Origin of the sequence: Pyxidicoccus xibeiensis, from assembly GCF_024198175.1 — a bacterium.
GTDB classification, from domain to species: domain Bacteria; phylum Myxococcota; class Myxococcia; order Myxococcales; family Myxococcaceae; genus Myxococcus; species Myxococcus xibeiensis.
Genome location: NZ_JAJVKV010000023.1, coordinates 19,866 through 44,937 on the forward strand (window position 1 = coordinate 19,866; position 25,072 = coordinate 44,937).

At 70.3% G+C, this 25,072-nt stretch carries 21 protein-coding genes; 2 read left to right on the forward strand and 19 right to left on the reverse strand.

Translation table 11 applies throughout. The annotated features are described in order from the left end of the window. Positions 1–33: 33 nt before the first annotated feature. The 17 genes from lpxA to LXT23_RS46380 form a co-directional block, all read right to left on the reverse strand. Positions 34–810 (reverse strand): acyl-ACP--UDP-N-acetylglucosamine O-acyltransferase, encoded by a 777-nt coding sequence (lpxA, locus tag LXT23_RS46300; protein WP_253986946.1) that lies wholly within the window; start codon positions 808–810, stop codon positions 34–36. A 31-nt stretch (positions 811–841) separates the two neighbouring features. Next, positions 842–1,303 carry a 3-hydroxyacyl-ACP dehydratase FabZ gene (gene fabZ, locus LXT23_RS46305; protein WP_253987031.1) on the reverse strand — a complete coding sequence of 154 codons (462 nt, stop codon included), beginning with the start codon at positions 1,301–1,303 and terminating at the stop codon, positions 842–844. Continuing rightward, positions 1,303–2,367 (reverse strand): UDP-3-O-(3-hydroxymyristoyl)glucosamine N-acyltransferase, encoded by a 1,065-nt coding sequence (gene lpxD / locus LXT23_RS46310; RefSeq protein WP_253986947.1) that lies wholly within the window; start codon positions 2,365–2,367, stop codon positions 1,303–1,305. Before lpxD ends, fabZ begins: the two co-directional genes overlap by 1 nt. Before the next feature lie 19 nt (positions 2,368–2,386). Further along, a complete protein-coding gene (locus tag LXT23_RS46315; RefSeq protein ID WP_253986948.1) occupies positions 2,387–2,947 on the reverse strand; it encodes an OmpH family outer membrane protein in 561 nt (186 codons plus the stop codon). A gap of 95 nt (positions 2,948–3,042) precedes the next feature. After that, a complete protein-coding gene (bamA, locus tag LXT23_RS46320; RefSeq protein WP_407692963.1) occupies positions 3,043–5,280 on the reverse strand; it encodes an outer membrane protein assembly factor BamA in 2,238 nt (745 codons plus the stop codon). Positions 5,281–5,602: 322 nt separating this feature from the next. Next, entirely contained in the window at positions 5,603–6,277 is a 675-nt protein-coding gene (locus LXT23_RS46325; protein WP_253986950.1) for an ABC transporter ATP-binding protein, read from the reverse strand. Positions 6,278–6,279: 2 nt separating this feature from the next. Continuing rightward, on the reverse strand, positions 6,280–8,679 hold the full coding sequence (locus LXT23_RS46330; RefSeq protein ID WP_253986951.1) for an FtsX-like permease family protein: 2,400 nt from the start codon (positions 8,677–8,679) through the stop codon (positions 6,280–6,282). Positions 8,680–8,690: 11 nt separating this feature from the next. Next, complete coding sequence (lysS, locus tag LXT23_RS46335) at positions 8,691–10,244, reverse strand: lysine--tRNA ligase (protein ID WP_253986952.1); 1,554 nt, start codon at positions 10,242–10,244, stop codon at positions 8,691–8,693. Positions 10,245–10,316: 72 nt separating this feature from the next. Then, positions 10,317–10,700 carry an anti-sigma factor family protein gene (locus LXT23_RS46340; RefSeq protein ID WP_253986953.1) on the reverse strand — a complete coding sequence of 128 codons (384 nt, stop codon included), beginning with the start codon at positions 10,698–10,700 and terminating at the stop codon, positions 10,317–10,319. Further along, complete coding sequence (locus tag LXT23_RS46345; RefSeq protein ID WP_253986954.1) at positions 10,697–11,326, reverse strand: RNA polymerase sigma factor; 630 nt, start codon at positions 11,324–11,326, stop codon at positions 10,697–10,699. The genes LXT23_RS46340 and LXT23_RS46345 overlap by 4 nt, the downstream gene beginning before the upstream one ends. A gap of 182 nt (positions 11,327–11,508) precedes the next feature. Then, positions 11,509–12,631 (reverse strand): peptide chain release factor 2 gene (prfB, locus tag LXT23_RS46350; protein ID WP_253986955.1). Its coding sequence is split into 2 segments (ribosomal slippage): positions 11,509–12,561 and positions 12,563–12,631, totalling 1,122 coding nucleotides; the frame shifts between segments, so codons are not numbered across the junction. 66 nt (positions 12,632–12,697) lie between these two features. Then, on the reverse strand, positions 12,698–14,026 hold the full coding sequence (locus LXT23_RS46355; protein ID WP_253986956.1) for an Lnb N-terminal periplasmic domain-containing protein: 1,329 nt from the start codon (positions 14,024–14,026) through the stop codon (positions 12,698–12,700). A gap of 100 nt (positions 14,027–14,126) precedes the next feature. Then, complete coding sequence (gene ybeY, locus LXT23_RS46360) at positions 14,127–14,984, reverse strand: rRNA maturation RNase YbeY (protein WP_253986957.1); 858 nt, start codon at positions 14,982–14,984, stop codon at positions 14,127–14,129. 22 nt (positions 14,985–15,006) lie between these two features. Then, positions 15,007–17,502 carry an HD family phosphohydrolase gene (locus tag LXT23_RS46365; protein WP_253986958.1) on the reverse strand — a complete coding sequence of 832 codons (2,496 nt, stop codon included), beginning with the start codon at positions 17,500–17,502 and terminating at the stop codon, positions 15,007–15,009. Positions 17,503–17,635: 133 nt separating this feature from the next. Beyond that, positions 17,636–18,709 (reverse strand): PhoH family protein, encoded by a 1,074-nt coding sequence (locus tag LXT23_RS46370; RefSeq protein WP_253986959.1) that lies wholly within the window; start codon positions 18,707–18,709, stop codon positions 17,636–17,638. A gap of 88 nt (positions 18,710–18,797) precedes the next feature. After that, positions 18,798–19,916 (reverse strand): DUF4388 domain-containing protein, encoded by a 1,119-nt coding sequence (locus LXT23_RS46375; RefSeq protein ID WP_253986960.1) that lies wholly within the window; start codon positions 19,914–19,916, stop codon positions 18,798–18,800. Between the two features lie 5 nt (positions 19,917–19,921). After that, positions 19,922–22,099: a tetratricopeptide repeat protein gene (locus LXT23_RS46380; RefSeq protein ID WP_253986961.1), complete on the reverse strand. Its 2,178-nt coding sequence runs from the start codon at positions 22,097–22,099 to the stop codon at positions 19,922–19,924. A gap of 139 nt (positions 22,100–22,238) precedes the next feature. Here LXT23_RS46380 and mazG point away from each other — a divergent pair, with 139 nt between their 5' ends. Both mazG and rpsT read left to right on the forward strand, forming a co-directional pair. Continuing rightward, on the forward strand, positions 22,239–23,414 hold the full coding sequence (mazG, locus tag LXT23_RS46385) for a nucleoside triphosphate pyrophosphohydrolase (RefSeq protein WP_253986962.1): 1,176 nt from the start codon (positions 22,239–22,241) through the stop codon (positions 23,412–23,414). A gap of 138 nt (positions 23,415–23,552) precedes the next feature. Continuing rightward, a complete protein-coding gene (gene rpsT / locus LXT23_RS46390; RefSeq protein WP_253986963.1) occupies positions 23,553–23,819 on the forward strand; it encodes a 30S ribosomal protein S20 in 267 nt (88 codons plus the stop codon). 78 nt (positions 23,820–23,897) lie between these two features. Here the strand turns inward: rpsT and lptE are convergent, their stop codons facing one another. After that, the gene (lptE, locus tag LXT23_RS46395) at positions 23,898–24,422 is read right to left on the reverse strand and encodes an LPS assembly lipoprotein LptE (RefSeq protein ID WP_253986964.1); all 525 of its coding nucleotides are present in this window, start codon (positions 24,420–24,422) and stop codon (positions 23,898–23,900) included. Between the two features lie 31 nt (positions 24,423–24,453). After that, complete coding sequence (locus LXT23_RS46400; RefSeq protein WP_253986965.1) at positions 24,454–25,068, reverse strand: hypothetical protein; 615 nt, start codon at positions 25,066–25,068, stop codon at positions 24,454–24,456. Between the last annotated feature and the right edge of the window lie 4 nt (positions 25,069–25,072).

Genomic DNA, 25,072 nt, shown 5'->3' on the forward strand with positions numbered 1-25,072 from the left:
CGATGCTCCTTCCATGGCCCCGGGCCCCAAGGACTAGCGCGTCAGCCCGCGCTTGCTCTGCAGGACGAAGTCGATGAGGTGGTCCACCTCGGGGTTGCCCCCCAGCTCCGTGCGCAGCCGTGCCAGCGCCTCCTGGAGCTGCAGCTTCGAGCGGAACAGGATGCGGTGCGCTTCCTTGATGCGCTCGATCTGCTCCTTGGAGTAGCCGCTGCGCTCCAGGCCCACCGTGTTCAGCCCCACCAGCTCCGCCCGGTCTCCCTGCGCCGTGGCGTAGGGCGGGATGTCCATGGTCACCATGGCGCCGCCGGAGATGAAGGCGTGCTTGCCCAGGCGGGTGAACTGATGCACCGCCGCCAGGCCGCTGATGATGACGTGGTCCTCCATCGTCACGTGGCCCGCCAGCGCGGAGCCATTGCCGATGCGGCAGCCATTGCCCACCACGCAGTCGTGCGCGACGTGGCTGTTGGCCATGAAGAGGTTGCCACTGCCGATGCGCGTGGCGCCGCCGCCGCCCGCCGTGCCCTTGTGCAGGGTGACGAACTCGCGGACCTGGTTGTCGTCACCGAGGACGAGCTCCGTGTCCTCGCCGGCGTACTTCAAGTCCTGCGGGTCCGCGCCGATGGACACGAACTGGAAGATGCGGTTGCGCTCGCCCAGCGTCGTCCGCCCCTCGATGACGACGTGGGGGCCCACGCGAGAGCCCGCGCCCAGCGTCACCTTCGGGCCGATGACCGAATAGGGGCCGACCTCGACCGACTCGTGCAGGCGGGCATCGGGGTGGACGACCGCGGTGGGATGAACGTGCGCCATGTGGTGTTTCCTCTTCGCCTCGCGGTCGCGGTCAGGAAGCCGCGCTCTCGTCCGCCTTGGCGTTCTTGTCCACGACGGTCGCCAGGAACTCGCCCTCGGCGACCCTCACGCCATCGACACTCGCCGTGCCCTTCGTCTTCCACACGGAGCCCTTGTGGCGCACCACCTCGATGTCGAGGTGCAGCCGGTCGCCCGGCAGCACGGGCTTGCGGAAGCGCGCCCCGTCCACGCCCATCAGGTAGGTGAGCTTCTTGTTCGGGTCCATTCCCTCGCTCTTGTAGGCGAGGATGGCCATCGCCTGCGCCAACGCCTCCAGGATGAGCACGCCCGGCATGACAGGCTGCCCCGGGAAGTGGCCGTTGAAGAAGGGCTCGTTGATGGTGACGTTCTTGTAGGCCGTCAGCTTCTGGCCGGGAATGATCTCCACCACCCGGTCCACCAGGAGGAACGGGTACCGGTGCGGCAGCAGGTTCTGGATGTCTCCGATGTCCATCACTCCCCCTTCTCCTTCTCGAGCGTCTCCACCCTGCGGCGCAGGGCGCGAACTTCCTTGAGCAGGTCCGCCACCTGCCCCGCCGCCGCGCTGGCTCGGAGCCAGTCCCGGTGGGGCACGGCCGGGCTGCCGCTCACGACCTGCCCGTCCTCCACGTCGTGCGCCACGCCGGACTGCGCGCCCACCTTCGCCAGGTCGCCCACGCGGATGTGGCCCACCACGCCCACCTGCCCCGCCAGCACCACGCCGGTGCCAATCTCCGCCGAGCCGGACACGCCGGCCTGCGCGCAGATGAGCGACAGCGGGCCCACCCTCACGTTGTGGGCGATCTGCACCAGGTTGTCGAGCTTCGTGCCGCGCCCCACCACCGTCTCGCCCACCGTCGCGCGGTCGATGCAGGTGCAGGCGCCCACTTCCACGTCGTCCTCGATGCGGACGATGCCCACCTGGGGAATCTTGAAGTGCTCCGGGCCCGCCTCGCCCTCGGGGTTGAAGGCGAAGCCGAAGCCGTCCGCCCCCACCACGCTGGAGGCATGGAGGATGACGCGCGCGCCCACCACGCAGCGCTCGCGCACCGTGACGTTGGGGTGCAGGACACAGTCCTCGCCCACCCGGGCGTCCTCGCCCACGTAGGCGCCGGGGTACAGCACCGTGCGCGCGCCCACCGTGGCGCCCCGGTCCACCGAGGCCCCCGGCAGCACCGTGGCCTCCGGATGGACGGTGGCCTCCGGATGCACCCAGGCGCCGGGCCTCACGCCCGCGGCCGGACGGGAGGCCGGGTGGAACAGGCGCAAGAGCTTCGCGTAGGCCAGGTGGGGGTTGGGTACCCGCACCAGCGCCACGCCCTCTCGGGGCGGCGCGTCGGCGCCCACCAGCACGGCGGAGGCCCGGGTGGCCTCGAACTGCCGGCGGTAGCGCGTGTTGCCGTAGAACGACACGTCTCCCGGGCCTGCTTCCTCGAGCCCGTTGAGACCATGGATGAGCTGGCCGGCGTCCCCGAGGAGCTCCCCCCCGACGTGGGCGGCGAGCTCCCCGAGCCGGCGGGGGGGGTTCGGAGTCTGCACGGAGAGGGGGGACGAACGACTACTTCTTCGTCGGGGCGTCCTTCGCCGCCGCGGCCGGCTTCTTCGCGCTGTTGTACGCGCGAATGACCTCGTTGGAGATGTCGTGCTGCGAGCGGGCGAAGACGATGCCCGAGTCGCGCTTCTCCAGCACGAAGGACAGGTCGTCACGCTCGGCGATGCCGGCGATGACCTGGTCAATCTTGCCGATGATGGGCTCCATCTCCTGCCGCTCCTTGTTGGCGGCCTCGGCCCGGCTCTTCTCCCACTTCTGCGCGAGGATCATCACCTTGCGCTGGAGCTCGCCTTCCTTCTGGGCCTTGGTGTCCGGGCTCATCGCGCTGGCCTGCTTGTCGAGGACCTCCTTCTCCTTGCGGAGGGCCTCCTGCTCCTTGTCGATTTCCTTCTGGCGCTCGTCGAGCCACTTCTGGAGGCGGCCCTTGGCGGCCTTGCCGTCGTCCACCTCGAGCAGGACGCGCTGCAGATCCACGAAGGCAACCTTCTGCTCGGCGGCGGAAGCGGCCACCGGCATGGCGAACGACAGGACGGCGGCCGCGGCCGCGATGGTGGTGCGAAGCGACATGTTCAACAGCTCCTCGGGAAGGTTACAGGCTCCGACGTCGCGCTCCCGGGCTTGTTCAAACAGGGGTGGGGCCGGGACGACGGAGCAAGGGCTTATCAGAAGAAGTTGCCGATAGTGAACTCGAACAGAATCCGGTCATCTTCCGGCCGCCTGGTGAGCGGGATGCCCCACTCGAAGCGCAGGGGGCCGATGGGAGAGAACCACCGGAAACCGAAGCCCGCGGAGTGGAAGAGGCCGAGGGGCAGCTTGTCCTGTCGGTCCTGGAAGAAGCGCTCGGTCGTCGCGAAGGCGTTGCCCGCGTCGTAGAAGAGCACGCCGCGCAGGCCGGCCTTCTCGAAGATGGGGAACTCCAGCTCGAAGTTGAAGACGAGCTGCTTGTTGCCGCCCACCAGGAAGTCGGTGACGGTGGCATCCGGAGTGCCCGAGCGGGGCACCTTCACCGAGGGGCTGATGCTGCGCAGGTAGTAGCCACGGACGCTGTTGATGCCGCCGACGTAGTAGAGCTCGGAGATGGGCAGCGGCTTGTCCTGGTCCAGCTGCTGGATGTAGCCAATGGTGGCGTTCGTCTTGAAGACGAAGCCCAGCGGCATCGGGAAGTACAGGCGCGAGTAGGCCGTGTACCGGTTGAAGAGGAACGTGCCGCCCAGGAAGGCAGGGGCCGTCTCCACCGAGCCGTAGTGGATGAAGCCGCGCGACGGGAAGAGCCGGTTGTCGCGCCGGTCGAAGGACAGCGACAGGCGGGCCGCGCTGGTGACGCCGGACAGGAACTGGTTGGCCAGCAGCACCGCGCCCAGGTTCTGGCCGGCCTCCACGTCCACCCACTCGCGCGAGTAGCCGATGGTGCCCAGCAGGTCGTCGATGAACTGGTAGCCGATGGAGACGCTGCCACCCGTCGAGTTGCGGATGAAGCCCTCGTAGTCCGCCTGGACCCGGAAGAACTCCGCGGACAAGAGGTAGTTCGTGTCCAGGAAGTATGGGTCGTAGAAGGACAGCTGGACGAGCGAGCGCAGGCCGGAGATCTGCGCGGACGCGGAGACGCTCTGGCCCCAGCCCAGGAAGTTGTTCTGGGAGATCTGCGCCGTGAAGATGAAGTTCTCCACGTTGGAGAAGCCCAGGCCCACCTGGAAGGTGCCGGTCGCCTTCTCCTTCACCTCCACCTGCAGGATGATGGTGTCGTCGGCGCTGCCCGGGCGCTGGGTGATCTCCACCGTCTCGAAGAAGCCCAGGGCGGTGACGCGCTCGCGGCTGCGGCGCACGCCGGTGCCGCTGTAGAGCTCGCCCTCGTACACGCGCAGCTCGCGGCGGATGACCTTGTCGCGGGTCTTGCTGTTGCCGATGACGTTGATGCGCTCGATGGTGACCTTGGGGCCCTTCTGGACGTCGAAGGTCAGGTCCACCGTGCGGTTCTCCGCGTTGACGCTGGTGATGGGGTTGATGTTCGCGTACGCGAAGCCGCGGTCGTAATAGACGTCCGAGACGGAGAGGATGTCCTGCGAGAGCTGCGAGCGGTTGAAGCGCTCGCCCTGGCGGGAGCGCATCAGCGCCGCCATCTGCTCCTTGGGCACGTCCTCCAGCAGGTCGCCGGAGAAGTCGATCTTCCCGATGTCGTAGGGCTCGCCCTCGACGACCTTGATGGTGATGTAGATGAAGCGCTTGTCCGCGGAGAGCTGGACGGTGGGCTTGTCCACCCGGACGTTGATGAAGCCCCGGTCGTAGTAGGCGATGGAGATGACCTGCAGGTCACGCTCGAAGGCCTCCTGCCGGTAGGTGCCCTCTCCGGTGAAGAAGGAGAAGAAGCCACCCTCGCGGGTGATCATCGTCTCCTTGAGGGTCTCCGCGGAGACCTTCTCCGCGCCGAGGAAGGTGATCTGCTTCACCATCACCTTGGCGCGCTCGTTGGTGACGAAGACCACGTCCACGTTGCCACCCTCGGTGGGCTTGATCTCGTGGGTGACCTCCGCCAGGAAGTAGCCCTTCTCCACGTACTTCGCCTGGATCTTCTGCACGCTGGAGCGCACCAGCTCCATGTCCAGGATGGTGGCGGGCTTGACGTCGATCTCCTCCTTCAGGTCGTCCTGGCTGAGCTCCTCGTTGCCGCGCAGCTGCACGGCGCGGACGATGGGCCGCTCCTCCACGCGGACGACGTAGGCGACGCCCCGGTCCAGCCGCTGCACGAGCAGCTCGACGTTCTGGAAGTACCCCAGGCCCCAGACGGCCCGCAGGTCCTGCGAGGTGCGGGCGGGAGCGAGCACGTCCCCCACCTTGGTGCGCAGCGCGCGGCGGATGGCCTCGGCCTCGACGCGGCGGTTGCCCTCGACGCGGACCTCCACCACCTTGTTGTCGTCGTCCTCGGAGACGGGAGCATCCACCGGCAGGTCGGCGCCTGGCGTCGGAGCCGGGGCCGGGGTGCCGGCGTCGGCCTCCTGGGTGACGGCGGAGGGAGAGGTCACCGCCGGAACAGGCGCGGGAGCGGGCACGCCTCCGTCGGCCTGGGCCCACGAGGGGCCCGGCACGAGGGAGCAGAGGGTGACCGCCAGCAGCGGGAGCAGTGACTTGCGCGACAGAACGGGGAGCCTCAAGGGGAGACCGGCCAGGAAAAGGCGGGGCAATCTACGGGAAGGGCCACAAGGCCCTCAATCCAAAAGCGCCGGGACATCACGCCTCCGACACCTCGCCCGCAGCCAACCTCAGGCGGCGGGGCATGGAGCGAGCAAGCGTCTCGTTGTGGGTCACCACCACGGCGGTGATGCCCAGCTCGCGGTTTACTTCACGAAGCAGCTGGTGGATGCCCTCGCCGGTGGCGGGGTCCAGGTTGCCGGTCGGCTCGTCGGCCAGCAGGACGGCGGGCTTGAGCACCAGGGCGCGGGCCAGGGCCACGCGCTGGGCCTCGCCGCCGGACAGCTCGCCGGGGCGGTGGTCCACGCGCTGGCCCAGCCCCACCCGCTCCAGCAGCTCGCGGGCGTAGGCGTAGGCGCCGGTGCGCTCCCGGCGCTGGATGAGGGCGGGCATCGCCACGTTCTCCAGGGCGGTGAACTCGGGCAGCAGGTAGTGGCTCTGGAAGACGAAGCCGATGGTCCGGTTGCGGAACTCGGCCACCTCCGCGTCGTTCATGGCGAAGACGGAGCGGCCGTCGAAGAGGACCTCGCCGGCGGCCGGGGCGTCCAGCGTGCCCAGCACGTGGAGGAAGGTGCTCTTCCCCGCGCCGGACGCGCCCACCAGGGAGACGAGCGAGCCCTTCTCGATGTCCAGCGACACACCACGCAGCACGTCGATGCGCTTCCCATGGAGGAAGTAGCTCTTGAAGACGTTGCGGATGGACAGGAGCGACATGGCTACTCCGCCTTGAGGCCTTCCACCGGCTCCACGCTGCTGGCCTTGAGGGCCGGGTAGATGGAGGCGAGGTAGGTGACGAGCACCGCGATGACGACGGCGAGCGCGGTCTGCACGGGCTCGATTCGCACCGGCAGCGCCGGGATGTAATAGACCTCCGGGTCCAGCTTGATGCCCACCTTCTCGATGAAGAAGCACCAGGCCAGGCCGGAGACGAGGCCGAGGAGGCCGCCCGCCACGCCAATCTGCAGGCCCTCGGCGAGGAAGATCTTCACGATGCCGCCGTCGGAGACACCCAGCGCCTTGAGGACGGAGATCTCCTTGCGCTTCTCCAGCACCAGCATGATGACGGTGGCGACGATGAGGCCGGCGGCCACGACGATGATGATGGAGAGGATGATGCCCATCACCAGCTTCTCCAGCCGGAGCGCGGAGAAGAGGTTCTTGTTCATCTCCCCCCAGTCGCGTGCCCTGTAGGGATAGCCGCCGAGCACCTTCACCACCTGCCCGGCGATGCGCCGCGCGTCGTCGATGTCCGCGACCTTCAGCTCGATGCCGGAGGCGCCCTCCACGTCGAAGAAGTCCTGCGCCTCCTTGAGGAGGATGTAGACGAACTTGGAGTCGTACTCGTACATGCCCGAGTAGAAGATGGCCGCCACCCGGTAGGCGCGGCTCTTCGGAATGGGACCGGACGGGCCCAGCTCCGTGCCCAGCGGGGACACCACGTTCACCCGGTCTCCCACCACCACGCGCAGCGACGCCGCCAGCTCGCGGCCGATGACGATGCCCGGCAGCACGGCGGGCTTCGCCGGCTTCCCGGAGCGGCGGATGATGTCGTCCTCCTCCGCCCCGCCTTCCGGCCCGCTGCCGCCGGACGGAGCCTCGGGCTCGTCGTCGGGGGCGCCGCGGTGGAGGATCTTCTCCGGCGTGTAGAGGATTTCGAGCTTCTGGCCGCCGAGCAGGTTGTGCGGGAGGTCGGTCACCTCGCCCACCGTCTCCGGGTCGATGCCCTTGATGATGACGCCGTCGACGTTGCCCTCGGAGGCAATCATCACCTGGTTGATGATGAAGGGCGTCTGGCCCACCACGCCCGGGACGCGGCGGATGGACTCCATGACCTTGGGGTACTCGGGCAGCTCACCGGCGTACTTGGACACCACCGCGTGCGCGTTGGTGCCGAGGATCTTCTGCTGGAGGTCCGCCTCGAAGCCGCTCATCACCGACAGCACGATGATGAGCGCCATGACGCCCACGCCCACGCCGCCCACGGACAGGGCGGTCATCATCATGGTGGGCGACTGCTCGCGCAGCTTCAGCCGGTTGAGGTCCGAGGAGGCGGCCAGCGGGTCGTTGAGGCCCAGCGCGCGGATGCGGGTGCGCTCCACGGCGGCCTCGGCGGAGCGGATGATGAAGTAGATGAGCAGCGGCGGGATGATGCCGAACATCAGCACCGCCAGCGTGCCCAGGAGCAGCGACGGGCGGAACACCGCCACGTGGCGGCGCGCGACGAACAGCTCGAAGCCCAGCTTCAGGTCCACCCGGCCGCTGCCGGCGGCGATGAAGCCCGTGTTGATGCCCAGCACCAGCGCCAGCACCAGCCCGGTGAAGACCAGCCAGTACGCCAGCTCCGGGCGGCCGAGCAGGCCGGCCACGTACGTCACCTCGCGCAGCCGGTAGCCGAGCGCGAGCTGCAGCGACGGCACCCGCTCCATCAACGTGAGGATGATGGGGACGGGCAGGCCCAGGTAGAGCACGCCGATGGTGGCCTCGGGCAGCGACAGCCGCTGCGCGCGGGACGCACCGACGAAGCCGCAGACGAAGGCCACCGCCGCGGACACCACCAGGGCGATGGCGAAGGCCCCGGTGGGCGCCAGCGACAGGCCGCCGCCCGCGTTCGCCGCGGCCGGGGTGCCCAGCTCCGTGGAGGGCACGCCGCTGGACAGCACCGTCTGCAGGAGGATGAGGACCAGCTCCGCCAGCAGGACGCCGCCGCCATACGCGCCCAGGGTGCTCCAGTAGAAGTCCCGGTAGCGCGCCAGGCGTGGGTACAGCGGGGCCCCCGCGGCGGGGCTGGGCCCCTCCGCTGGAGCGGGCGCGCGGCGCAGGCCGGCGGCGATGAGCCCCCAGCCCGCCAGCCAGACGGCCGTCCCGGCCAGCAGCAGCCCCGGCGAGGGCAGCGCGCCGGCCGCGTCACCCGCCTGGGGAGCGAGCAACACCGAGTTGAGGACCTGCAGCACCCCACCCCACCCGACGAGGGACAGCCCCAGGGCGGCGCTCACCTCCGCCCAGGCCTGTGAGGCGGAGATGGCCACCCCGAGCAGGATGAAGCCCACCAGGGCCACGAGGGCCCCGGTCCAGATGAAGGTCCAGCGATGGACGGTCTGCCGTTCGGCGGAGTGCACGGGGCTCCTGGCTACTTCGCCAGTGGCTTGAGGAGGGGGAACAGGATGACGTCTCGGATGCTCTGGGAATCGGTGAACAACATGGCGAGCCGATCAATCCCGATGCCTTCGCCGGCCGTCGGAGGCATGCCGTGCTCGAGGGCGCGGATGTAGTCCTCGTCGTAGTCCATGGTCTCCTGCTGGCCCCGCTGCTTCGCCTCCAGCTGGGCCAGGAAGCGGCCCTTCTGGTCCAGCGGGTCGTTCAGCTCGGAGAAGGCGTTCGCGATCTCCCGCCCCGCCACGTACAGCTCGAACCGGTCCGTCACGTCCGGGTTCGCGTCGTTGCGGCGGGCCAGCGGGGAGATGCTGGTGGGGAAATGGGTGATGAAGGTGGGATGGACGAGCTTGCCCTCGACGTGGTGCTCGAAGAGCGCGCCCACCAGTTCACCCTGGTTCATGGCGTCGATGGCGCGGCGCTCGGCCTCGGAGTGGGTCGTCTTGAGCAGCTCGTGGCGGAGCTTGTCCGGGTCCGCCATGTCCTTGTCGGACAGGGCGCTGCCCACCGCCTCGCGGATGGCCTCCGCCATGGGGATGCGCTTCCAGCCCTTGCCGAAGTCCAGCACGTGCTCGCCGTACTTCACCTTCGTGTCGCCGGTGACGGCCCTGGCCGCGGCGGAGAGCATCTCCTCGGTGAGGTCCATCAGGTCCTCGTACGTGGCGTACGCCTGATAGAACTCCAGCATCGTGAACTCGGGGTTGTGCCGGGTGCTGATGCCTTCGTTGCGGAAGTTGCGGTTGATCTCGTAGACGCGCTCCATGCCGCCCACCACCAGGCGCTTGAGATGCAGCTCCGGGGCGATGCGCATGAACAGGTCGATGTCGAGCGCGTTGTGGTGCGTGGTGAAGGGCCGCGCCGCCGCGCCCGAGACGAGCGAGTGCATCATCGGCGTCTCCACCTCGACGAAGTCCCGCGTGTCGAGGAAGTTCCGGATGAAGCTGACGAGCTTCGTGCGCTTGAGGAACGTGGCCTTCACGTCCGGGTTGGACACCATGTCCAGGTAGCGCTGGCGGTAGCGGATCTCCACGTCCGTCAGGCCGTGCCACTTCTCCGGCATGGGCCGAAGGGACTTGGTGAGCGGGGTGAACTTCGAGGCGGCCAGGGTCAGCTCGCCCGTCTTGGAGCGGAAGAGCGTGCCGGTGGCGGCCAGGAAGTCGCCCAGGTCGCACAGCTTGAAGACCTCGTAGGCGTCACCCAGGGCGTCCTTCTTCATGTGGACCTGGATCTCGCCCGAGCGATCTCGCAGCTTGATGAAGGCCGCCTTGCCGAACGAGCGCATGGCCACGAGGCGGCCGGCCACGTCGTACGTGGTCGGCGACGCGTCCAGCTCCTCGGCGGTGTGCTTCTCGTGTTTCTGGAGGATGTCCGCGGCCTGGTGCTGGGGCCGGTGGCCGTTGCCGTACGGGTTGAAGCCCGCGGCCCGCCACTTCGCGGCCTTCTCCAGCCGCTGGTCGTAGATCTCCTGTTCCTTGGACCCGAGGTCCGCCTCGCCCGCGCTCTGCTCGCTCTTGTTCTCGGTCTCGGCCATGACGCGCTTTCCCAAAGGCGCGGCACCGTAGCCAAGCCTCCCCCCGGAAGCAACGCAACACAGCGGGGACGGTCAGGGAGCGGCCATGAACAGGAAGGCGGCCACCGCCGCCCCGAGCAGCAGGGGGATGAGGATCTCCACCGGGACGCGGTGGTGCATGTGGGCCGTGTGCAGGCCCCGCAGGCCGAAGCGGCGCTGCCGGCGCACCCGGTTCATCACCATGGAGGCGAGCGCGGGCGGGGCCTTCTCCCGCTCCACGCCCTTGAGGCGCTGCACGGTGCTCGCGTAGCCCTCCCACCCCTGGCGGCACTCGTCGCAGCCGTCCAGGTGCGTGCGCACCGCCTGCGCCTTGGGGGCGGGCAGCTCGTCGTCGGCGAGCGCGAGGAACAGGGCCCTCGCCTCGCGGTGGTTCATCCGCGGGTCCACGTCCAGGATTTTGCGATGAATGCTGCTCATGGCTCAAGCCGTCCCAGGAGATCCGCCAGCTTCTCTCGTGCCCGGTGGAGCCGGCTCTTCACCGTCCCCTCCGGAAGCTCGGTGATGTCGATGATTTCTTCGTAGCTCAGCCCCTCGATGTCCCGCAGCGCCACCAGCATGCGCGCGTCGGGCTCGAGCTGGGAGATGGCCCACTGCACCCGGGCCCGCTCGCGGGAGGACTCCAGCGCCGCGTCTGGCGCGGGGGGCGCGCCCGGTCCGTCCACCCAGAGGGCGCTGGCCTCGTCGTATTCCTCCGAGCGGCCCCGGCCCCGGCGCTTGAGGTACTTCAGCCGGTTGATGCAGTGGTTCTTCGTAATCCGGAACAGCCAGGTGGACAGCTTCGAGTCCTCCCGGAAGCGGCGCACGTTCTGGTGGACGCTGACGAAGATCTCCTGCACCAGGTCGTGCGCCTCCTCGCGGTCCCCCACCATGCGCACACAGAAGTCATAGAGCCGGTCCTGGTGCGTGCGCACCAGCAGCTCGAAGGCATCCGGGTCGCCCCGGCGCAGCCGGGCCAGCAGCGCCGCGTCCTGGCGGCCCGCCCCGGGCGCCTCCACGGCGACCGCCTGTTCCTGTCCGATTTCGAGCACGCCGCCCGACGACACCGGTGTCCTCCCGCGACAGCCCCTCCGCCGGAGGTGCCACCGACCCTCAGCCTACCCCGTCCCCTGCCCCACGGCCCCTCGGACAGCAGGACAGGGAAAAAGGTTCCCGCCGTCCCAGAGGTCCGTGCCGGGCCTACATCTGGAGGCCTGGGCACAGGGGACGGCGGGGAGGGCCAGGAGGGCTACTCCGCGGCGGCGCTGCGGTTGGGGTTCTTCACCCCGAGGAGCTGGGCGGTGACGAAGTCCTCCAGGGAGCCGTCCAGCACGGCGTCCACGTTGCCCGTCTCCACGCCGGTGCGCAGGTCCTTCACCATGCGGTACGGGGCCAGCACGTAGGAGCGGATCTGCGAGCCGAAGGAGATGTCCTTCTTCTGCGCCTCGGCGGCGTCCCGCGCGGCCTCGCGCTTCTTCATCTCCAGCTCGTACAGGCGGCCGCGCAGGATCTTGAAGGCCATTTCCTTGTTGGCCGACTGCGAGCGCTCCGTCTGGCAGGTGATGATGATGCCCGTGGGCAGGTGGCGCAGCTGCGCCGTGGACGACGTCTTGTTCACCTTCTGGCCACCCGCGCCGCCGCCGCGGATGAACTTCAGGTCGATGTCCTTCTCCGGGATGTCGATCTGGATGGTGTCGTCCACCTCCGGATAGACGTCCACGGAGGCGAAGGCCGTCTGCCGCCGCGCGTTGGCGTCGAAGGGGGAGATGCGCACCAGCCGGTGCACGCCCACCTCCGCCTTGAGGTAGCCGTAGGCGAAGTCACCCTCGATGCGCAGGGAGACGTTCTTGAAGCCCGCCTCTTCGCCCGGCACCTCGTCGTTGATCTCCACCTTCCAGCCCTTGGCCTCGCAGTAGCGCGTGTACATGCGCAGCAGCATGGCCGCCCAGTCCATGGAGTCCGTGCCGCCCGCGCCGGCGTTGATGTCCATGAAGCAGCTGCTGCGGTCCTGCTCGCCGGACAGCATGCGCGCCAGCTCCAGCTTGGCGACCTCGCCCTCCAGGCCCTCCAGCGACGCCTCCGCCTCCTTCGCGGTGTCCGCGTCATTGGCCTCGGCCGCCAGCTCGAGCAGCGTCTGCGCGTCGTCCAGGCCGCGCATCACCTTGTCGTAGGCGCCCACGCTGGCCTCCATCGTGGACTTCTCCTTCAACATGCCCTGGGCCTTGGCGTGGTCGTCCCAGAAGTTGGGGAGCGTGGACTCCCGCTCAATCAGCGCGATGCGGGACCGCTTGCGGTCCAGGTCAAAGATGCCCCCGGAGCGCGAGTACGCGCTCCCGCAGGCCGTTGATCTTCTCCATCGAATCGTTCGCCATGGTGTCGTCCTCGTCGGGCGGCGCGGTTGGGGCGCCGCGCTCGGAATGGGGTTGGAAAAGGGAAGCTCAGGGGGCCTTCAGCGAGGTGGCGGCGGCGCTCCTGCCCGTGGACGCCCGGTCCCCCCCGCGCAGGCGCGCCAGCACGCGGTCCAGGCCGAAGGCGCCCGCCATGCCCACGGAGACGGGCAGGATGAGGGCGATGAGGCGCCAGTTGTCCTGGTCGAAGGGCGGGAGAAGCTTGAGGACGATGCCCAGCACGCCCAGGCCCACCAGCGCCACCCAGACCTTGAACAGCCGCGCGCGGGCCTTCTGGCTGCCCCACATCAGCGCCACGCCGAAGGGCAGCGCCAGCAGCGTCAGCGGGTTGGCGAGGAAGAGGTTCTCGTTCCGGTAGGTCACCGTGTGGTCCGTCACCCACCACATGATGAACAGCGCCGTGCCCGGCAGCCCCAGCACCAGCCCCAGCACCGCGTTCTCCAGGCCGAGCAGCATCCGGGCCACCCTGCTGCCCCGCTGGCGCTCCCACGCCGCCAGCCCCACCGCCGCGCCGCCCAGCGCCAGCCCCAACGCGAAAATCCAGGGCCCCCACGGCGGAGGCTCGGCCGGCGGGCGCTTGCGCGTGGGCGACTCGTAGAAGTTCCAGCTCTTCGCCGCCAGCGACTGGAGCTGCCCGTCCGCGCCCTTCACTTGCAGCGCCGCCACCTGGGACTCCAGCTCGTCCGGGAGGAAGGCCTCCTCCCACTTCGTGATGGGATGATCGATTTCATCGTTCATCATGAAGTCGAGCAGCACGCTCATGGGCGCATTCACGGCCGTGTAGCGCCGCGTGTGCTCGCGCAGCGTCATCCGCCCTGGCGCCCGGTCGAACTCGCGCAGCTGCCCGCCCGTGGCCACGTCAATCATGTCGCGCAGCCGGGTGACGCAGTTGTCGTTGTAGTGGTGATACAGGTACTCGCGGTTCTCCGGCAGCACGTTGTCCGCCAGCCGCTTCGCCACCGTCACCCGCTGCTCGGGGGTGAGGTTCAGCTCCTGGATGCGGACGTCGCGGTCCTCTTCCCGGTAGAAGCGGAAGGTGGAGCCGACGGACGAGTGGCCCACCCAGAACTCCAGGCGGCCCATGGCGAAGCGGGCCAGCATGGCGTCGCTGAAGCTGAACATGCCGTAGTTGTAGAGGCGCGACTGCTGCAGCCGCCTGTCCTCCACCACCAGCGAGCCGTGCCCCCACCACGAGGGCACGTCGTCCCCGGGGCTGAACGTCACCAGCCAGATGGACAGGTCCTCGCCCCGGCTCTCGCCAGAGCCCCAGGGCGGCACGGAGACCTCACGCGCGGAGGCCGGCGCCGCCGCGAGCAGCAGGCCGAGCAGGCAGGAGGCGATGAGTGAGAGGCGGGGCATGGAGTCCGTCCAACACACGGGAGGCGGCCTACCTATCATGCACGCCGCCCGACTCAACCGGAGGATGCCGGATTGTCCGGCGGGAGGCCGAGGAAGAGGCCTACATCAGGCTGCGGGCCCGGCGTGCCCGCGCGTCCACCTGGAGCGAGTCCGCCACCATGCCGCGCTCGCCCAGCAGCTGCTCCTCCAGCGCCGCCATCCGCTTCGCGTCGCGCGGGCGCTCATGGTCGTGCCCCAGCAGGTGGAGCAGGCCGTGGGCCAGGTAGCGCGCCATCTCCGACTCCAGCGAGCGGCCGTACTCCTTCGCCTGCCGCTTCGCCGTGTCGAGGGAGATGACCACGTCGCCCAGCGGCTTCGGCCCGGGCGTGCCCTTGGGCAAATCCCCAGCGGGGAAGCTCAGCACGTCCGTGGCCTTGTCCTTGTTGCGCCAGGTGCGGTTGAGGCGGCGGATGGCCCTGTCATCCACGAGCGACAGCGACAGCTCGCAGCCCTTCAGCTCCAGCGCCTTCAGGTACTCCTTCGCCCATGACGACAGGAGCCGGGAGAACTCGCGCCCCTGGCCGTGCGCCACCTGCACCGTGACGTGGTTCTCCGGCTCGCGCTTCTCCGGCGGCTCCATGTGCGCCAGCTCCGGGCGGAACGCCGGGGCACAGACGGACCAGTAGTCACACGCGCCCTGGCCGTCGTTGCGGTACACCACCCGCTTGCCGCGCGGCACCAGGCCCACCTCGCCGGCGGGGATGCGCTCGCGACGCCCGTCCACCACCACCGTCAGCTCACCCTTGAGGACGATGACCACCTCGTCGAACTCGGGCCGCTGGGCGGGTTCGGACCAGCCCGGCGGCGCCAGCATCCGCGCCACGGACGTTGCATCCGTCCCCGTGGTGGCCGCACCCACGAACTCCTCGATGCGCTTGCCGTCGTCACGGGGAATCACCTTCCCCTTGCGCAATCTCACGCCGTCACTCCTCGCGGCGCGCTCATGACGCGCCCGCCGTCCGCGCCTTGTCCTTGCCTTCCACCACCTTCACGCCACCCGCCACCACCAGCGGCGGCGCCTTGCCCCCGCCCACCGCGCCCGCCGGGTACGCCGGACGCGTGTGGTAGATGCCCTCCAGCGTGTGCAGGAAGGACTGCGCGATGAGGTTCAGGTCCTTCAGCGTCAGGTCGCACTCGTCGAGCTGACCCTCGGAGAAGATGAGGTTGATGATCTTCTGCACCTGCGCCTGGAGCTTGGTGCTGGTGGGGTCCGACATGGAGCGCGTGGAGGCCTCCACCGCGTCGGCAATCATCACCAGCGCCGCCTCGCGGAACTGCGGCTTGGGGCCCGGGTAGCGGTAGATGCTCTCGTCGATGGGAGGCGCGCCCTCCTTGCCCTCCTGCTCCTTGAGGGCCTTGTGGTAGAAATACCCCACCGTGCGCGTGCCGTGGTGCTGCGGAATGGCGTCCGCCACCAGCTTGGGCAGCCGGTACTGGCGCGCCATCTCCAGCCCCTCCGTCACGTGCCGCTTGATGATGACGGCGCTCATCGCCGGCGCGAGCGTGTCGTGCCGGTTCTCCCCCTTCTGGTTCTCCCCGAAGTAGAGCGGGTTCCGGCCCTTTCCGATGTCGTGGTAGTACGCGCACGAGCGGGCCAGGAGCGGGTTGGCGCCAATGGCCTCGGCCGCGTTCTCCACCAGCGAGCCGATGATGATGGAGTGGTGGTACGTGCCGGGCGCCTGGACGATGAGCTCCTTGAGCGCCGGGTGGTTGAGGTTGGCCAGCTCCAGCAGCTTGATGTCCGACGCGTAGCCGAAGGTGGACTCGATGAGCGGCGTCAGCGCCATCACCATCACCGGCACCGCCAGCGTGGAGCCCACGAAGGCGCACAGCGCGGTGATGAGCGTGTCGCCCGCCAGCCCCTTGCCTTCCACCAGGAAGAGGAACACCACTGCCACCAGGTTGGCCGAACCGGTAATCAGACCCGCCCGGAAGATGCCCACCCGGTCCTTGGCCTTGACGATGCGGTCGGCCGCCACCAGCGAGCCCACCAGCGTGTAGATGCCGAACGCCAGCGAGTTGCTCAGCATCACCCCGGCGAGGCAGGCGAAGACGAGCGCGAAGAAGAGCGCCAGCTCCTGCGTGAGGATGAAGCGCACCAGCATGGCGCCGGCCGCCACGGGGAAGGCGTAATAGAAGGCCTCGATTGGCAGCGCCGTGTACCGGTCCTGCACCGCGTCCGCGATGGACACCCAGACCTGCAAGAGGCCCAGCAGGCCCACCAGCAGCAGGCCCAGCAGCACGCCGTCCTTGCGCGTGGGCCGGAAGCGCCGGAAGGCCGCGCGGCAGAAGAAGTACGAGGACACCACCAGCAGCGCCACCAGCCCGGTGCCGCCCACCTGGAGCTGCAGCAGGTCCAGCTGGTCCGTCTCCGCGCGCATGCCGCGCAGCACCACCAGGTGCGTGTCGTTGACGAGCTCGCCGTCACCGATGACGCGCTGGCCCTTCTTGATGGAGATGACGGCGTCCTTCACCGCCTGCGCCGCCTGGGTGCGCCGCGCGTCCGTCTCCGCGATGTTGATGGTGAGGTTGGCGCGCACCAGCCGCTTGGCCAGCCGCAGCACGGCCCGGCGCTGCACGCCCGGGGCGTCCGGAAGCAGGTTGCCGGGGATGGAGGCGAAGCGGTCCAGCTCCTGGTGCGCCTCGCGCACGTCCACCACCTGCGGCGCGGAGCCCGGCAGCGTCTCCTCGCCCTTGTTCACCACGTCCCGGACGGTGAGCCCCTGCGGCGCCTCGCGCGCCAGCTCCTCGCGCGCGCCCGCCACGTGCACCGGCCCGCGCTCGGAGCGGTAGGCCCGCTCCAGCAGCAGCAGCGTGGCCGCCTCCGCCTCCTGCGAGAAGCGGGTGGCGTACAGCGCCTGGAAGTCCTCCGCCTCGAGGCTCGTCTCGCGCTGGCCGAAGAGCAGCTCCTGCAGCTCCGCCTGCATCTCCTCGCGGGCGCGGCGCTCCCGCTCCACGTCCTCCGGGGTCGGCGCCGCGGGGCGCTTGCGGCGGCCCGCCTCCTCCATGTCCGTGTCCGAGCGGGCCTCCGCCAGCTCATCCAGGCGGACCCGCATGGTTTCAAACGCGGACCCCACCGTGGTGCGCAGATGTCCCACCACGGCCGGGTTCAAGTCGTAGACGGGGCGGACGGCGGCGCGGGCGTCCTGGCGCCGCTGCTGCGTCATGGCGCGGTGGACGATTTCGTAGTCGCGGGCCGCCTTGAAGCCGGCGGGAGAGCTGGCCCGGAACGGCTTGCCGACGTGCTCGTCCGTGAGGGCCGGAATCTGCTGGCTGTACAGGCCGGGGGAGATGACGAAGCCTGCGCCCACCGACACGACGAGCAGCAGGAAGACCTGGATGGCGCGCCGACCCCAGGCGGCATTGCCCAGGCCGAGGCGATCGGCGAGCGCGTCCAGCGGGCTGGGCCCTGGAGGGGGGGATTCCGGTTCGGCCATGGGGGTCCTCACCCTAGATAAGGCGTCACGGCTCCATCAAGGACGCAGCGCCAGGGAAAATTCACGAGGGTGGGATAGCGTACGCCCGCCCGCCAGGGTGTGCGCGGGTGGGCATACGTGGGCAGCGAAGGCGTCACTCGCGACCGACGGGCGCGGGCTCGACGGACTGCGGGGCAGCAGGGGACTCGCGGGCCACCTGGGCCTCGAGCTTGGCCAGCTCCGCCCTGTCGTAGGCGCGGATGACCTCCTGGACGAGCGGGTGGCGGACCACGTCCACCTCGGAGAACTCCGCGAAGTGGATGCCCTCCACCTTCTTCAGCACCGAGCGCGCGTGGTTCAGGCCGGACATCTTGCCCGTGGGCAGGTCCACCTGCGTCACGTCACCGGTGATGACGGCCTTGCTGTTGTAGCCCAGGCGCGTGAGGAACATCTTCATCTGTTCCACGGTGGTGTTCTGCGCCTCGTCGAGGATGACGAAGGCGTCGTTGAGGGTGCGGCCGCGCATGAAGGCCAGCGGGGCCACTTCCACCACGCCCTGCTCCAGCAGCTGCGCGGCACGCTCGGCCGCCATCATGTCGTGGAGCGCGTCGTACAGCGGGCGCAGGTACGGGTTCACCTTCTCCTGCAAGTCTCCAGGGAGGAAGCCCAGCTTCTCGCCGGCCTCCACCGCGGGACGCGCCAGGATGATGCGCTTGACCTTGCGCTCCTGCAGGAACGCCACCGCCATGGCCATGGCCAGGTACGTCTTGCCCGTACCGGCGGGACCGATGCCGAAGACGATGTCGTGGGCCCGGATGGCGTCCACGTAGCGCTTTTGGTTGATGCTCTTGGGCGCAATCTGCCGGTTGCCCGAGCTCTTCAGGACGGGGCCGAGCATGACCTCCTGCAACGACTCCGCGCCGCCCCGGCCGAGCACCTTGATGCCCTGCTCCACGTCCTCGCGGTACACGGGACGGCCCGCGCGGATCATCTCCTCCAGGTTCTCCAGGAGGCGCACGGAGAAGGCCACGGCGTCGGAAGGCCCGGACAGGTGGAACTCGGTCCCCCGCTGTCCGACCCGGACGCCGAGGCGCCGCTCCATCAGCTTGAGGTTCTCGTTCTGGTTGCCGCAGAGAGCCAGGGCGGTCGCGTTGTCACGAACGTCCACCTTGGCCGAGGCGGAGGTGGTGAGGACTTCGGGCGCTTCCAACGTGGCGGGGTTTCTCAATGCAGGTCAATCCTCGGTCAGTGCGCGTGACGACTGACCTCAACGTAACGCCGGCCCATGGGGTGCGAAAGACGACTTTGCGTCACGGCTAGCGCAAGGGTGGCAGGAGGACGAACCGCCGAGCAGCCAGCCGTCGGTAATAGTACTCCTCCCGCCAGGGGTATCGGAGTTCTTCCGGTTTCAACAATCCAGCCTGCACCAAAGAATCCAGACGTTCCGGCAGCTCTCCACGTTCCAGACGGAACACTTCCAGGGCCGCTTCGATGCGGACGCGCTGGGCGTGGGAAACATGACGCTGGGCGGCGGGATCCGCGAAAGAAGTCGCGGCGGCGTCCGCATGGCTCGCGTACGCCCCCCGGGAGACCACGAGGGCGAGCGCGGCCAGCACGGCCATGGTGGCCAGCACCCGCCCGACCGACCCCGCCATCCGGGCGAGCAGGCGCTCGTCACCTGGCGCGGGAGAGCGCCCCCCTTGCGGGTCGACGGCGCGCACGTACTCGCCCTTCACCAGGTTGAAGAGGGCCTTGCAGGTCTCGAACTCGCCCAGGCAGCAGACGTCGACCAGCTTGCGCAAGTCCCTTCCGGGCGCCAGCTCCTCGTAGACGCGCCGCTCGGTGGGGCCGATGGTGCCCAGCTCCCCACCCTCCTCGCCGGGCCGGGGCTGGGGCAGCGCCTTGAGGCGCTCGAAGGTGAGGTCGTCGCGGTGGATCTTCTTCCGGATGACGGGCCACTCGTCCACCATCCGGAAGCCCTCCATGAGCACCGTCTCGGCGCGCAAGGGGTGGATGGCCTCCGCGTCCGCCTCCACGGGCTGCTGGATGAACTCGTAGGTGCCGGCCTTCCAGGTGAAGAGGCGGTAGATGGTCTCGGTGGCCTGCAGCTGCATCATCGCCTGGAAGCGCTCGGCGGTGAGGGCCTGGCTGGAGACGAGCACGTCGCCCAGCCGCTTGAGGGTGCGCTTCTGCGTCTCGAGCGCCGCCTCCAGCTGCATCTCGGTGATGAGCTCGGCGCGCACCAGCATGTTGCCGATGAGCTCCTTGCGCTTCCGGGTGAGGCTCTCGGCCTTGATGATGTGGCCGTCCTTGAAGCCGACGCGCACCTCCTGGTCCTTCTGGTGGAAGTGGAGCGTGCCCGTCTTCTGCTGCTGCCCGATGAGCTGCAGGATGTCGCCGATACCGAAGTCCTTCAGCGTTCCCTTGAGAGCCATGGTCCCTACTCCTCCCCTCGCCGCAGCCGGTGCAGGCCGCGCAGCGAGAGCAGGTAGATGGAGAGGAGCAGCAGCGCCGGCGGCACCAGCTTGAGGTACAGCGGCGCCGCGCCGTAGGGCGCCCGCACCAGGCCCTGGTGGAGCAGCACCGCGCCCAGCGCGAAGAGGAAGAAGAAGGCGTGGATGGCGCCGCGCACCGGCACCCCGGAGGCGACGTGGCCCGCGCCGGACAGCAGCGCCCCCAGCACGTAGGACAGCCGGCCCGCCCACGCCTGGTGGCGGTCCACCTGTCCCTGCTTGCGCTGCCGCAGCTGCTGCGGCACCAGGCCCTTGCGCTGGAAGACGTTCACGCACTGGCCGCACTGCTTGCTGCCCACGCCCAGCTCCGGATCACACCGCACGCACACCGGACGGCCGCAGCGCTCGCACACCTTCGCCGCCTTCAGCCGCCCGCCGGCGAACCCCCACGGAATCAGCAGCAGCGCCAGCACCGCCGGCACCGCCCAGGCCACCGGCCCCGGCGCCACCCCGGGCAGCAGCCACCGGCCCAGCTGGGCCTCCACCCGGCGCCCCGCCTCCGTGCCGTCCGCCAGCGACAGCCAGTCGGCCTCCTGCAGCTCCGGCGACAGCATCAGGAGGTTGAGCAGCAGCCGGTCCTCCGGCGGAGGCTCCCGGCGCAGCAGCGAGCCGTCCAGCGCCTGCGCGGAGGCCATGGCGGTGGCGGCGCGGTCCAGCTCGCGGCCCACCTCCGAGTCCTTCAGCGTCTTCGCCCGGCGGCGGTACACCTGCGCCAGGTTGTAGTGCGGGGCCGCCATCCGAGGGTCCGCCTGCGACGCCTGCGCGTAGAGCTGCGCCGCCCCCTCCGGGTCCCCCAGCCCCACCAGCGTGTTGCCGAACCGGGTCAGCAGCCGCGCGTCACCGCTGCGCAGCGCCGAGGCCGCCTTGAAGTGCGTCCGCGCTTCCTCCAGCAGCCCGCGGCGCGACTCGTAGTGCGCCAGCGCGGAGAGCTCCGCGAAGGTGGCCGCGCGCGACTCCAGCCGGGCGAGCACCCGCGCCATGGCGTCCTCCGCCGACAGGCCGCCGCGCTCCAGGAGGTAGACATCCTCCGCGGGCGTCCCGGCGAAGGCCGTCACCCGCGCGAGCTGCCCGGCCGCCAGCGGCACCAGGCCCAGCCCGGCCACCAGCACCGCCGCCACCACCCGCTCCGGGCGCGTGAGGTAGAACGCCACCACGCCCAGCAGCACCAGCGACACCGCCACCACGCCCATCCCCAGCGCCACCGGCAGGCCCAGCAGCAGCAGGCCCAGCAGCGCGGACTGCCAGCGCGCCACCGCGCGGGGCAGCAGGTGGTGGAAGTCGTGCAGCGCGTAGCGCACCCGGCGCAGGAACAGCAGCCCCACCAGCACCACCGCCGTGGCCGACCACGCCAGCAGCACCAGGGCGCCCAGGTCCGCCAGCAGCGGCCGGCGGTAGCGCGGGTCCTTCACCAGCGAGACGAAGGCGCCGCGCGCCTGCGCGAGGTACCGGGACACGTCCCCCGGCGCGGACAGCGCGTGCAGCTCCGCGAGCTCGAAGCGCGCATAGGGCAGCCCCGGCGACAGCTCCACCGCCAGCTCCGCCAGCCGCACCGCGCCCGCCAGGTCTCCCGCCCGGCGCCGCACCGCGGACTCGCGCAGGAAGCCCACGCTGAGCGGCTCCAGGTCGCTCGCCACCAGCTCCGCGCGCAGCTTCACCAGCTCCGCCTGCGCCGCCTGCGCGGTGGCGCCGTCATTCGTCGCCCGCGCCTGCCGCCACCGCTCCCAGACCGCCAGCACGTCCGCGTCCGACAGGCGCGGCGTCAGCACCGGGCCCACGACCGGGCGCGGCACCACCACCGGCACCTCGGGCGCGGGGGGCGGCTCCGGAGTCCGGGCGCTCGGGGGCGCGGCCTCCACGGCCTTCGCTCCCTTCGTGGGCTTGCGGACGGGCGCGTCGTCCTCCGCGGGAGGAGGCTCGGGCTCGTCGGGGATGTCCTCGATGGGCTGATCCCTCGGGTCGAAGGACTCGTCCCGCAGGTCGGGCTCGATGGCGCCCGGATCCACCTCCTGGAGGCGGGAGGGCGCTTCGAGCTGGGCGGACGCGCCGCTCGGAGCCAGCAGCAGGAGGCCACACAGGAGCAGGGCGGGGAGCGGGAAGCGGATCATCCAGGGCGCGGATGATAGGCGACCCGAGCCGAACCACGAAAGCGAACGCCACCGGCCCCCGTTTGGCGGCCAGGCCGGGTGCCACGCATGTTACAGGGGCGCGCGTCGCGGGCGACGGCCCGCGTGGAGGTGGACACGGATGGGGACCCCCGGGGCGGAGCTGGAGCGGCTGGTGGACATCATGCGGCGGCTGCGCGCCGAAGGCGGCTGCCCGTGGGACCGGGAGCAGGACCTGCGCTCGCTGCGCCCCTACCTCCTCGAGGAGGCATTCGAGGTCCTGGAGGAGATGGACCGCGTGGGCTACGGCGGCCCCCTGCGCCCGCTCTGCGAGGAGCTGGGGGACCTGCTCTTCCAGATTGTCTTCCATGCGCAGCTGGGCGCGGAGGTCGGCGAGTTCACGATGGCCGACGTCGCGAAGTCCATCAGCGACAAGCTCGTCAGCCGGCACCCGCACGTCTTCGGCGACCTGCGCGGCGTGGAGGGCGCCGAGCAGGTGCTGGCCAACTGGGCGAAGCTCAAGGCCGAGGAGAAGAAGCGCAAGACGGGCAGCGAGGGCTCCGTGCTGGACGGCGTCCCTGTCGCCGCGCCCGCGCTGATGCGCGCCGAGCGCCTCACCGAGAAGGCCAGCCGCATCGGCTTCGACTGGCCGGACCTGGCCGGCGTGCGCGGCAAGCTGGCGGAGGAGCTGGACGAGCTGGACGAGGCCATCGCCTCCGGAGAGCGGGACGCCATCGAGCACGAGCTGGGGGACGTCCTGTTCTCCCTGGCCAACCTGGCGCGGTTCATCAAGGCCCCCGCCGAGGACGCGCTGCGGATGGCCATCCGCCGCTTCACCACCCGCTTCCAGCACATCGAGTCCGAGCTGCGCGCGGAGGGCGTCCCCTTCGGCGAGGCCACCCTGGCGCACATGGAGCGCCACTGGCAGGCCGCCAAGGTGAAGGAGAAGGCCCTGCCCCCGCCCGCCCGGCTGCCCCGCGCCGCCATCACCACCGTGCGCCTGCGCGTGGCGGACCTGCCCGCCCAGCGGGCCTTCTGGGACACGGTGGCCCCCCGGCTGGGCTGGAGCACCGGGCGCGGCGGCGCGGAGGAGGCCGTGTATGGAGATGGCGTCCTGCGCGTCGTCTTCCAGCGGGGAGAGGCCCCGTCCACCGGCACCGCGCTGATCCTGGAAGCCCCCTCCGCCCGGGCCGTGGAGCGGCTCAGGGCCGCCCTGGAGGAGACGCGCCCCGGAAGCGTGCTACAAGCCCGGGAGGGACGCCTGGACTTCCGGGACCCCGCCGGGCTGGTGTGGGAATACACGACCTCCGCTGGATGATTCTCCCGCGTAGGTGTCCTGGGGCGTCTCCGGAGTCCGGAAAACCCGGCCGGACACGCACACCCGTCTTGACGCCCGTGAGGCGTCGCAGTAAGGACGGCCCCTCTTTTTAGCCTGCCTTTCAGCTGGAGATTTCTCTTGGCCAACACCAAGTCCGCAGAGAAGCGTCACCGTCAGTCCCTCAAGCGCCGCGCGCGCAACGTCACCGTCCGCGGCGAGGTGAAGACCGCGGTGAAGTCCGCCCGCGAGGCGCTCACCACCAAGGCCGGGAACACGGCGGACGCGCTCAAGGCGGCCTCCAAGGCGCTGAACAAGGCGGCCTCCAAGGGCGTGCTGCACAAGCGCACCGCCTCGCGCCGCATCTCCCGCCTCGCCAAGGCCGCCACGAAGGCCGCCCGGGCTTAAGTCGCACGCAGCACCGGAGTCACCGCCCGGTGACTCCGTGATGTCCGAGCAGGCTACCGGGAGGAGGCCGCGGTCTCCTCACCAGGTACTGGCCAGCCGGTCGTACCCGTCGCGCATCAGCAGCTCCGCCAGGCGGTCCAGCGCGGCCTGCTTGTTGGCCTCGGCCTCCAGGATGTCCCCGCTCCCCAGCAGGTAGTCCTCCGAGCCGCCGACGACGGTCTCCCTGAGAATCTGGCCGTCCTTGACGAGGCGCAGCCGCGCCTGCGCGGCGATGCGGAAGTAGTTGCCGGCGATGGTGGGCGAGTTGCCAATCCAGAGCACCGTGCCCTCCAGGCGCGCGTCGCACGCCCCCGTGCCCGACAGCCGCCCCACCCGCGTCAGCTCCTGGCGCAGGAAGCGCGTGAAGAGCGTCTCCAGCGTGGGCTCCGCCGTCTCGTTGCCGAAGATGGGCGCGCAGACGCTGTTGATGCCCTCCGGCAGGCCCGCGTCCTTGGGCACGAAGCGGTAGCCACAGCCCGCGCCGGCGGCCACGCAGGCCCCCCACGCTCCCAGCACCCAACCCGACCAGAGGCGCCGGGACTCCGGCCCGAAGGGACGCGACATGCGCGGCACCCTACCCGGCCCGCCCTGTCCGTCAAGCGCGAGGGCCGTCACCCGGGCCCGGAGGCGGCAGCGGAGGTGGCGCCGTCCGCCGCGCCCCCGCCTCCCGCACCGGCACCCCGCGCGCCCGCACCACCCCGGCCAGCGTGTCCCAGGCGGCCAGCAGCCGCGCGTCCCGCTCCGAGCCCCGGCGCGCCAGCCCCAGCGGCCAGCGCACCCGGCCGGGCTCGGACGTCTCCAGGACGAGCACGTGCGAGCGACACACCACCGCCAGCAGCACGCCCAGCGCCGCGACGCCGAAGGCCACCGCCTTCAGCGCGGGGGCCCGGGCCACGAAGCCCAGCACCGCGAAGGCCGCCAGCAGGAGCGCCTCCCGGAAGAAGCGCGTCTCCAGCTCCAGCCCGCGCAAGCTCCCCAGGTCCACCACCTGCGGGGCCCCCGAAGGCGTGGCGCGGTAGGACAGCCGCTCCCCCTCGCCGGACAGGGCACGCCCGCCGCCCAGGTCCGCGGCGAGGAACGGCGCCCGGGGCGAGGGCTCCGCGGGCATGGGCGCGTCCGGCAGCGCCCCCCCACAGGCGATGCAGCGCGAGCCGCCCGCCGGCTGGGGCCGCCCGCACGCACTGCACATGACGAGGACTTCTACCGGCACTCGG

Excerpts from the sequence above, each read along its gene's own strand:
- lpxA (WP_253986946.1), bottom strand. The coding sequence starts at position 810 with ATGGCGCACGTTCATCCCACCGCGGTCGTCCACCCCGATGCCCGCCTG.
- fabZ (WP_253987031.1), bottom strand. The coding sequence starts at position 1,303 with ATGGACATCGGAGACATCCAGAACCTGCTGCCGCACCGGTACCCGTTC.
- LXT23_RS46315 (WP_253986948.1), bottom strand. The coding sequence starts at position 2,947 with ATGTCGCTTCGCACCACCATCGCGGCCGCGGCCGCCGTCCTGTCGTTC.
- LXT23_RS46325 (WP_253986950.1), bottom strand. The coding sequence starts at position 6,277 with ATGTCGCTCCTGTCCATCCGCAACGTCTTCAAGAGCTACTTCCTCCAT.
- lysS (WP_253986952.1), bottom strand. The coding sequence starts at position 10,244 with ATGGCCGAGACCGAGAACAAGAGCGAGCAGAGCGCGGGCGAGGCGGAC.
- LXT23_RS46340 (WP_253986953.1), bottom strand. The coding sequence starts at position 10,700 with ATGAGCAGCATTCATCGCAAAATCCTGGACGTGGACCCGCGGATGAAC.
- LXT23_RS46355 (WP_253986956.1), bottom strand. The coding sequence starts at position 14,026 with ATGCCCCGCCTCTCACTCATCGCCTCCTGCCTGCTCGGCCTGCTGCTC.
- LXT23_RS46365 (WP_253986958.1), bottom strand. The coding sequence starts at position 17,502 with ATGGCCGAACCGGAATCCCCCCCTCCAGGGCCCAGCCCGCTGGACGCG.
- LXT23_RS46375 (WP_253986960.1), bottom strand. The coding sequence starts at position 19,916 with ATGGCTCTCAAGGGAACGCTGAAGGACTTCGGTATCGGCGACATCCTG.
- LXT23_RS46380 (WP_253986961.1), bottom strand. The coding sequence starts at position 22,099 with ATGATCCGCTTCCCGCTCCCCGCCCTGCTCCTGTGTGGCCTCCTGCTG.
- mazG (WP_253986962.1), top strand. The coding sequence starts at position 22,239 with ATGGGGACCCCCGGGGCGGAGCTGGAGCGGCTGGTGGACATCATGCGG.
- lptE (WP_253986964.1), bottom strand. The coding sequence starts at position 24,422 with ATGTCGCGTCCCTTCGGGCCGGAGTCCCGGCGCCTCTGGTCGGGTTGG.